This window comes from Zoogloea ramigera (genome assembly GCF_006539865.1).
GTDB classification, from domain to species: Bacteria; Pseudomonadota; Gammaproteobacteria; order Burkholderiales; family Rhodocyclaceae; genus Zoogloea; species Zoogloea ramigera.
The window spans coordinates 1-8,039 of the sequence record NZ_BJNV01000114.1; the positions used below are offsets into that span (position 1 = coordinate 1).

8 protein-coding genes and 1 pseudogene are annotated in these 8,039 nt (G+C 65.6%); 8 read left to right on the forward strand and 1 reads right to left on the reverse strand.

All coding sequences use genetic code 11. From position 1 onward, the window contains the following. Positions 1-46: 46 nt before the first annotated feature. On the reverse strand, positions 47-766 hold the full coding sequence (locus tag ZRA01_RS19315; protein ID WP_141355008.1) for a pseudouridine synthase: 720 nt from the start codon (positions 764-766) through the stop codon (positions 47-49). 466 nt (positions 767-1,232) lie between these two features. Here ZRA01_RS19315 and ZRA01_RS19320 point away from each other — a divergent pair, with 466 nt between their 5' ends. The 8 genes and pseudogenes from ZRA01_RS19320 to ZRA01_RS19355 form a co-directional block, all read left to right on the forward strand. Beyond that, a complete protein-coding gene (locus tag ZRA01_RS19320) occupies positions 1,233-1,802 on the forward strand; it encodes a DUF6932 family protein (protein WP_141355009.1) in 570 nt (189 codons plus the stop codon). Further along, positions 1,783-2,763 (forward strand): hypothetical protein, encoded by a 981-nt coding sequence (locus ZRA01_RS19325; RefSeq protein ID WP_141355010.1) that lies wholly within the window; start codon positions 1,783-1,785, stop codon positions 2,761-2,763. The genes ZRA01_RS19320 and ZRA01_RS19325 overlap by 20 nt, the downstream gene beginning before the upstream one ends. 38 nt (positions 2,764-2,801) lie before the next feature. Beyond that, positions 2,802-3,236 carry a type II toxin-antitoxin system MqsR family toxin gene (locus tag ZRA01_RS19330; protein WP_141355011.1) on the forward strand — a complete coding sequence of 145 codons (435 nt, stop codon included), beginning with the start codon at positions 2,802-2,804 and terminating at the stop codon, positions 3,234-3,236. A gap of 11 nt (positions 3,237-3,247) precedes the next feature. After that, positions 3,248-3,973 (forward strand): type II TA system antitoxin MqsA family protein, encoded by a 726-nt coding sequence (locus tag ZRA01_RS19335; protein WP_141355012.1) that lies wholly within the window; start codon positions 3,248-3,250, stop codon positions 3,971-3,973. Beyond that, on the forward strand, positions 3,970-4,458 hold the full coding sequence (locus ZRA01_RS19340; protein WP_141355013.1) for a protein-export chaperone SecB: 489 nt from the start codon (positions 3,970-3,972) through the stop codon (positions 4,456-4,458). The genes ZRA01_RS19335 and ZRA01_RS19340 overlap by 4 nt, the downstream gene beginning before the upstream one ends. Before the next feature lie 137 nt (positions 4,459-4,595). Further along, positions 4,596-5,321, forward strand: coding sequence for an ABC transporter ATP-binding protein (locus tag ZRA01_RS19345; RefSeq protein WP_141355014.1), 726 nt, complete (start codon positions 4,596-4,598; stop codon positions 5,319-5,321). 9 nt (positions 5,322-5,330) lie between these two features. Next, positions 5,331-7,688, forward strand: coding sequence for an ABC transporter permease (locus tag ZRA01_RS19350; protein ID WP_141355015.1), 2,358 nt, complete (start codon positions 5,331-5,333; stop codon positions 7,686-7,688). A 4-nt stretch (positions 7,689-7,692) separates the two neighbouring features. Continuing rightward, positions 7,693-8,039 (forward strand): annotated as a pseudogene (locus ZRA01_RS19355) (efflux transporter periplasmic adaptor subunit); the annotation flags it as partial.

Sequence of the window (8,039 nt, forward strand, 5' to 3'; positions counted from 1 at the left end):
GGCAGGGGCGGGCGGCGGCGGGGGGTGTCGGTCATGGCGGGCCCTTTCAGGCGGCAGGATGCAGTTGTTGGAGGTCGGCCGCTTCGAGGTAGACCCAGTCGCCTTCGGCCAGGCCGGCCAGCACGCCTTCGCCGAGGCTGAGGCCGCCGAAGCCGCTGCGGTGCAGCGCGGCGACGTGGTTGCCGGCGGCGGCGATCATGCGCTTGACGACGTGGTACTTGCCCAGGTCGAGGGACATTTCGAGGGTGGTCGGGGACAGCAGGCGGGCCGACAGGGCGCACACCGGCTGGGCCTCGTCGATGAGATCCACGCCCTCGAGGAGGCGCGGCACGAGCTTGTCGCAGGCGGGCTCGGCGAGCTCGGCCCGGTAGGTCTTGGGGACGTGCTTCTTGGGCGACGACAGGTTGTGGATGAAGGCGCCGTCGTCGGAGAACAGCAGCAGGCCGGTGGTGTCCACGTCGAGCCGCCCAACGCTTTGCACGTTGCGCTCGACGAGCTGGTGCGGCAGCAGCGAATACACGCCCCGGTGGTGCTTGGGCTCGTGGGAGCATTCGAAGCCGGCGGGCTTGTGGAGGGCGAGGTAGGTCTTGTCGCGGTAGACCCAGGTTTCACCCTCGACCTCGAAGACGAGGCCGGCGGTGGCGACATCGATGCCGGGGTTGTCGACGACTTCGCCCTGGATGCGGACTTCGCCGAGCTCGATGAGCTGGCGGCACTGGCGCCGGCTGCCGAAGCCCTGGCCCTGAAGGATGCGTTCGAGTTTCACTTAAAAGAACGGGTTTATTGACTAACCCGGTATTGTCGGTTTTCGGGGGGTGGGGTGCAAGATTCATCGCGCCGGGGGCCGCTCGGCGTGGCCGTGGGGGCGGCGGCGAGCCGACACTCCTTCGCCCAGGCAAGGCCGAGCCCCCGGTGCCTGGGAAGGTATTCCTTCGACCTGCGCCATAGGAAAACATCAGCTGGCTCTCGACGCCACCTACCGCTTCGCAAAGGCGCTCGAAGTTCCGCTGGACACTACCAGCCCCATCTTGCAGCCAAGGCCGTGGAACTCTCCGGCGCCACCCTGGCTGCCCGGGAACCACAGAAACTCTCGTCAATCTGTTGCAAGACGACATAAGCAGCGCCGATAATGACGTGCGTATCGCGATAGCCGACCTCGTGCAGGCCTACAAGAACAACCCCGAAGAAGGCGCGCGCATAGCCCGATCAATCCGCGCCTTACTGGGGAAGCTTTGAGCTCACTGCCCGACTTTACTGATTCCGGATACCTGCCCCCAGGCATTCACCCCGCCCCCCACGACGAGATTCGGGAGCGCTTCGTCACCAAGCGCCTAATGTACGAATCGTACTTGCGGGGCCCACCAGCCACCGGCGGCCCTATAACACGAGAAGATATCTTTGAGGGGTATGAGCGCCTGATCGAAGCGCTCATGCTCGTTGGCCTACCCGCCGAGCAGTGGATCGGGGGTAGCTTTGTCTCGTCGAAAGTAGGGCCCTGCGATCTCGATCTTGTGAGTTTCTGCACGATCAATGCCTTTGAGGCACTTTCGCCCGAACTTCGCACGCTGATCAAGGCGTACTTCAAAGGCGACGAGACCGCACGCCATTGCCACTGCGACTCGTATTTCGTCCCAGTCCCCCCTGCCGGTCACCAACTGAACGCCGACTTCCTCTTGGTGCGCTCGTACTGGGAAAGCTTGCTCGGACACGACGACTACGGCCGCCCAAAGGGCATTGTCGCGCGCACGGTTATGCCCACGCCCGAACCACTGGAGACCTCAAGTGATGCAACGGCTGCCTGAACCGCGCTCCTGGCGGGCCAATACCAACGCCGAACACGCTGAAATGCGGGTGCGCTGGTTGCGCGAACAGTTGATCGCGGCCGACACGGCCATCGCGGCGCAGCAACGAATCATTGCAGCCGACGGCCCTGCTGAGATCTACCTCCTTTCGATCGAAAGCCTGCGCAGCTCTCAACGCAAGCTCGAGCATGAGCTCGCCGAACTGATGAGCGCCCGCGAAACCGAGTTCGTCGACTTTGCTCTGCAGGGCCGCAAATACGACGGGCACCGTGCCAGTGCCAAGGCACTGGCTGTCGTACTGGAAGGAATGCAAAAGCTCTACGAGCGCGTAGGCCAGGCCATGGGCACGCCCTACCCGACGCTCGTCATCCCCCAGGCAATCAAGCTGCAGTGCCAACTGGAGGTCGCCGGGTTCTTCCCCTCGTCTTTTGGCATCCGTTTTGCAGCCCAGACGCGCACCGATCTCACTGGAAGCAGCCTCCCGGAGACCTCACTGGCTGCCACGTTCGATCTGTTCAACACAGACAATCCCGTCGAACAGGCGGCCCGCCTCGGTCAGCGCGTCATGGTGCAGTACCGCCATGTAGTGAACACGCTGATCAAGGCGGAGGCCACCCCCAAGGCAACATGGCACACCCCAGACGGCCAAGAGCGAAGCTGGATCGCCGACGAAACTGCTCTCATCACCCTGGCCAACCGGCTCGCCAACATCAAGGAGTCGCCCGTTCGCCAGGTGCAAGCAACCGGCGTTCTGACAGGCGCAAGCCTGCGTCGGCGCAAGTTCGAGTTCTTCGGCGACGAGGGTGCCATCACCGGAAAGGCCCCCGACGAGCTCGCCGCAAAGGTGACCCAGTGCTTCGGCAAGCCGTGCACCATCACCTACACAGAAACCCGTTACATCGACGAAACAACCGACCAGGAAAAGCGCTCCCGGACACTCATTGATGTGACACCAACATGAAGACCATGACAACTCAATGGTTGTGCTGACTAACCAAAATGGTCAATAATCCGAACCCAAGGATCGTCGTGAGCGGGGCGTGCATCATCGAACTTAGCGATGATGATGACCGGCAACGTATCGCGAACGGACCGGTCTACAACTTGGCCAAGGTACAAAAGCTTGTAGATCTCCACGGTTTTGTCGTTATCAACGAAAAGGCACAGGATGATCAAAAGCAAGACTTTGTTCCTCCACTGTCTGACGACGAATTGCGGAAAATCATCAGAAGCTTAGAAGCAAGGCACTTCCATCGCTCTGAGCGGTGCATCACCACGAATAACATGATCGTGGACGCCGATGGCTACTCCATCTCGTGGCTACGCTCACGAAAGTGTGAAGCCGATCGCCCAGGTACCGGATGTGACGTGTACGTCAAGCTTGGCTTCCGGGAATCAAACCCCAAGTGTTTGATCCTCAGCATACATAACTAAAGGTACTGAACATGAGCACGCCCACCACTGCGCTTGAGTGCCCGCTGTGCGGCAGCACTTGCCTTGAGGTTCGGCACGATCATTCCGTGACGTATCGATACCTGAAAAAAGATCATGTCCTCGACGGGCAGGAGCACACTGTTTGTCTGGACTGCGATATCAGCTTTTGCGCTGCGGAACAGCTTTCCCGCAATCGCGATCTCTTCGACGCCTTCGAACGGCAGATCGTCAAGGACATCGCCCCGCGCGAAGTGCGCGAACTGCGCGAGAAGTACCTGATCACTCAGGAAGAGGCAACCCGCATTTTCCACTGCGGCAGCCCCACAGCGTTTTCCAAATGGGAGCGAGGCGACACCGCCCCCACCGGCCCGACAGCGCTGCTCTTGCGCCTTGCGCTAGAAGACGTCGCGACGATGCAAAAACTGGCGGACAGGGCCGGCGTAAAGATCGACATCCCCGCAGTTACGTCATCAGCCTCGAAACCGGTCACTGCATCTGCATCAAGCTTTCTGGACTGGCCGGGACTTCCAGCCCTTCTGGCAAAAAGCTTAAGCGGCTTCAAAGAGCCCTCAGTACAGCACGTGACCTTGGTAACAGATCGAGAATGGGTGGCATTACCCACTGCGGTGCTCGATGCACACTTTTCCCTAGACAGCACATCAAGCACTGCCGATGACACCCCGGAAGCCCTACCGGACGCTTGGATGTGCAACCGACTGAGTGCACGCGCAGCATGAACGACATACCCGTTTTCCTCGAGAACACCGCGTTCCCCGAGGTTTTTATCGTGGCGAATAAGGATTTCTCGCCGACGGCGAATGGTGCTCCGGTGGATGTAAAGGTGGATTCCCGAATCGCCACCCAGCCCGTACCCCAAACCGACAACCGGTTTGTCGTTGAGTTGCGCGTCAAGCTCAATGACAGCATGACCACCGACACCCCTTACTTCTTCAACATCGTGTGCCTTGTGGTGCTGTCGATCGACGAATCTGTTCCTGCAGAGAAGCGCAGAACATTGGCCATGCAGGCAGGCCACACCATTGCCTACCCCGCCATCCGGGAGATGGTGGCCAACATCACGGCCAGACAGCCTTGGGGGCAATTTTCGATCGGTTTTGGTTTCCTCAACCCCGACGTCCTTGAAGAAGTACCCGCCGACGCCCCGCCACCGGCGCCGGCACCGCCCAAGCCAACACGCAAGCGGCGCAAGAAGGCTGAATAACCCACTCAACCCGCCTCTCCGGCGGGTTTTTATTGTCTCAGCACGCACGCGCCCCGGCCGTGGCGACGCCACGGCCGTTCGCGAGTATCCTTACGGCATCCACCGCAAAGGCGGCGGCAACGGCGGGTGAGGTGGCGATGAACGAGCTGGCGCAGGCCGGGCGCCCGATCTTCGAGGCGCGGGGGCTGACCAAGGTTTACGAGATGGGCGAGGTGCGGGTCGAGGCGCTGCGGGGCGTCGACCTGGACATCCACGCGGGGGAGTTCCTGGTGCTGCTGGGGCCGTCGGGGAGCGGCAAGTCGACGCTGCTCAACATCCTCGGTGGGCTGGACGTGCCCACCAGCGGCACCGTGCGCTACGGCGACCACGACCTGACGGTGGACGACGACGCGGCGATGACCCGCTACCGCCGCGCCCACGTGGGCTTCGTGTTCCAGTTCTACAACCTGATCCCCAGCCTTACTGCCCGCGAGAACGTGGCCCTCGTCACCGAGATCGCCGATGACCCGATGCGCCCCGAGGACGCCCTGGCGCTGGTGGGCCTGGCCCACCGGCTCGACCACTTCCCGAGCCAGATGTCGGGGGGCGAGCAGCAGCGGGTGGCGATTGCCCGCGCCGTGGCCAAGCGCCCCCAGGTGCTGCTGTGCGACGAGCCCACCGGGGCGCTGGATGTGCACACCGGGGTGATGGTGCTGGAGGTGATCGCCCGCGTTAACCGCGAGCTCGGCACCACCACGGTGGTGATCACCCACAACGCGGTGATCGCCGGGATGGCCGACCGGGTGGTGCATTTCGGCGACGGGCAGGTGGCGCGCATCGAGCGCAACGCGGTGCGCCAGCCCGCCTCCGGGCTCAGCTGGTAGCCCGCCGCCATGCGTGCCCTCGACCGCAAGCTGTGGCGCGACCTGTGGCACATGCGCGGGCAGGCGGTGGCGATCGCGCTGGTGGTGATGTGCGGGGTGGCCACCCACGTGATGTTCCTGTCCACGCTGCACGCGCTGCGCGACACCCAGCAGGGCTACTACCGCGAGTACCGCTTCGCCGACGTCTTCGTGTCCCTCAAGCGGGCGCCGGAGGCCCTGCGCGAGCGCATCGCCGCGCTGCCCGGGGTGGCGCGGGCGGACACCCGGGTGGTGGCCCCGCTGCGGGTCGACATGCCGGATTTCGGCGAGCCGGTGAATGCGCTGATGGTCTCGCTGCCGGCGCCCGGCGGGCTCAACGCCCTGCATCTGCGCGAGGGGCGCCTGCCGGCCCCCGAGCGGGCCGATGAGGTGGTGGTCAGCACGCCCTTCGCCGAGGCCCACGGGCTGCACCCGGGCGGGCGCTTCCACGTCATCCTCAACGGCCGGCGCCAGGCCCTTACCGTGGCGGGCACGGCCCTGTCGCCCGAGTTCATCCAGCAGATGCGGCCGGGCTCGGCCTTTCCCGACAGCAAGCGCTACGGCGTGATGTGGATGGAGCGCCGGGCGCTGGGCCAGGCCTACGACCTGGAGGGCGCCTTCAACGACCTGGCCATCGGCCTCGCCCCCGGAGCCAGCGCCGCCGCGGTGATGGCCGCCGTGGACGGGCTGCTGGAGCGCTACGGCGGCCTCGGCGCCTACGCGCGCCACGACCAGCGCTCCCACCGTTTTTTAAGCGAGGAGCTGCAGCAGCTGGGCACCCTGGCGCGGCTGTTTCCGGCGATGTTCCTGGCGGTGGCGGCCTACCTGCTCAACGTGGTGATTGGCCGGCTGGTGACGATGCAGCGCGAGCAGGTGGCCACCCTCAAGGCCTTCGGCTACGGCAACGGGGCGATCCTGGCGCATTACCTCAAGCTGGTCGCGGCGATCGCCGCCGCAGGCATCGTGGCGGGCGTCGGGTTGGGCCACTGGCTGGGCGGGCTGCTGGCCGGGCTGTACATGGATTTCTACCATTTCCCGTGGTTGCGCTACACGCTGGAGCCGCTGGTGGTGGTGCAGGCGGCCGCGGTCAGCCTGCTGGCGGCGTGCGCCGGGGCCTGGGCCGCGGTGGCGCGAGTGGCGCGCCTGCAGCCGGCCCAGGCGATGCGCCCCGAGCCGCCGGCGCGCTACCGGGAGACGCTGCCCGAGCGGCTCGGCCTGAAGCGCTGGATGTCGCAGCCGACGCGCATGATCGCCCGCCACATCGGCCGCCGTCCGCTCAAGTCGGCGCTGGCGGTGGTGGGCATCGCGCTGGGCTGCGGGATCATCCTCACCGGGCTGTTCCAGCGCGACACGGTGGGCTACATGATCAACGTGCAGTTCGGCATGTCCCAGCGCGAGGATCTGTCGCTCAGCTTCACCGACCCCACCGCCTACCGGGCGCGCTTCGAGCTGGCCGCGCTGCCGGGCATCCAGCGGGTCGAGGTGTTCCGCGCGGTGCCGGTGCGCCTCAAAAGCGGGCACCTGGAATACCGCACCTCCATCCGCGGCCTCGAATCGGGGGGCGAGCTGCAGCGCCTGCTCGACGCCGACCTGCGCCCGGTGGCGCTGCCGGCCGAGGGCCTGCTGCTCACCGACCACCTGGGCAAGCGCCTCGGCGTGAAGGCGGGCGACCGTATCACCGTGGAGGTGCTGGAGGGCGCCCGCCCGCGGCGCGACGTGGTGGTGGCCGGGCTGGTGAAGGAATACCTGGGTGTCTCGGCTTACATGGACCTCGCCGCGCTCAACGCCTTCATGCGCGAGGGGCCGACCATCTCCGGTGCCTGGCTGGGCGTGGACAGGGCGCAGCTGGCCGGGCTGTTCGAGCGCTTCAAGGGCATCCCGCGGGTGGCCGGGGTGGCCGAGCGGGTGCAGGAGATCCGCGCCTTCAACCGGGTGATGGACGAGACCATGCTGTTCTTCACCTACGTGGCGACGGTGTTCGCGGTGGTGATCGCCTTCGGTGTGATCTACAACAGCGCCCGCATCGCCCTCACCGAGCGCGGCCGCGAGCTGGCCAGCCTGCGGGTGCTGGGCTTCACCCGCGGCGAGATCGCCTACATCCTGCTCGGCGAGCTGGCGGTGCTGACCCTTGCGGCGATCCCGCTGGGCCTCGTGGCCGGCCGATGGATGTGCCATTACATCGCGAGTACGATGCAGAACGACCTGTTTCGGGTGCCGGTGGTGCTGGCCCCGCAGACCTATGCCTTCGCCGTCACCGTGGTGCTGGTGTCGGCGCTGCTGTCGGGCCTGGCGGTGCGGAGCCGGCTCGACAAACTGGACCTGGTTGCCGTCTTGAAGACTCCGGAGTGAGCGTGTGAAAAACGTGGGCGAATGGCGCCGCCGCGGCCTGATCGGGCTGATCGTCGTGGCGATGGTGGTGGGCCTGTATTTCGGTTTCCGGCCGCGGCCGGTGCTGGTGGACATGGGCACGGTGAGCCGCGGCCCGATGCGGGTGAGTCTGGAGCAGGAAGGCCGCACCCGGGTGATCGACCGCTACGTGGTGAGCGCGCCGGTGGCCGGCTACGCGCGCCGCATCGGGCTCGACGTGGGCGCCGCGGTGCTGCCCGGGATGCCGCTGGTGGCCCTCGAGCCGGCCCGCGCCGAGGTGCTGGATGCCCGCAGCCGGGCCGCGGCCGAGGCGCGGGTGGCGGCGGCCACCTC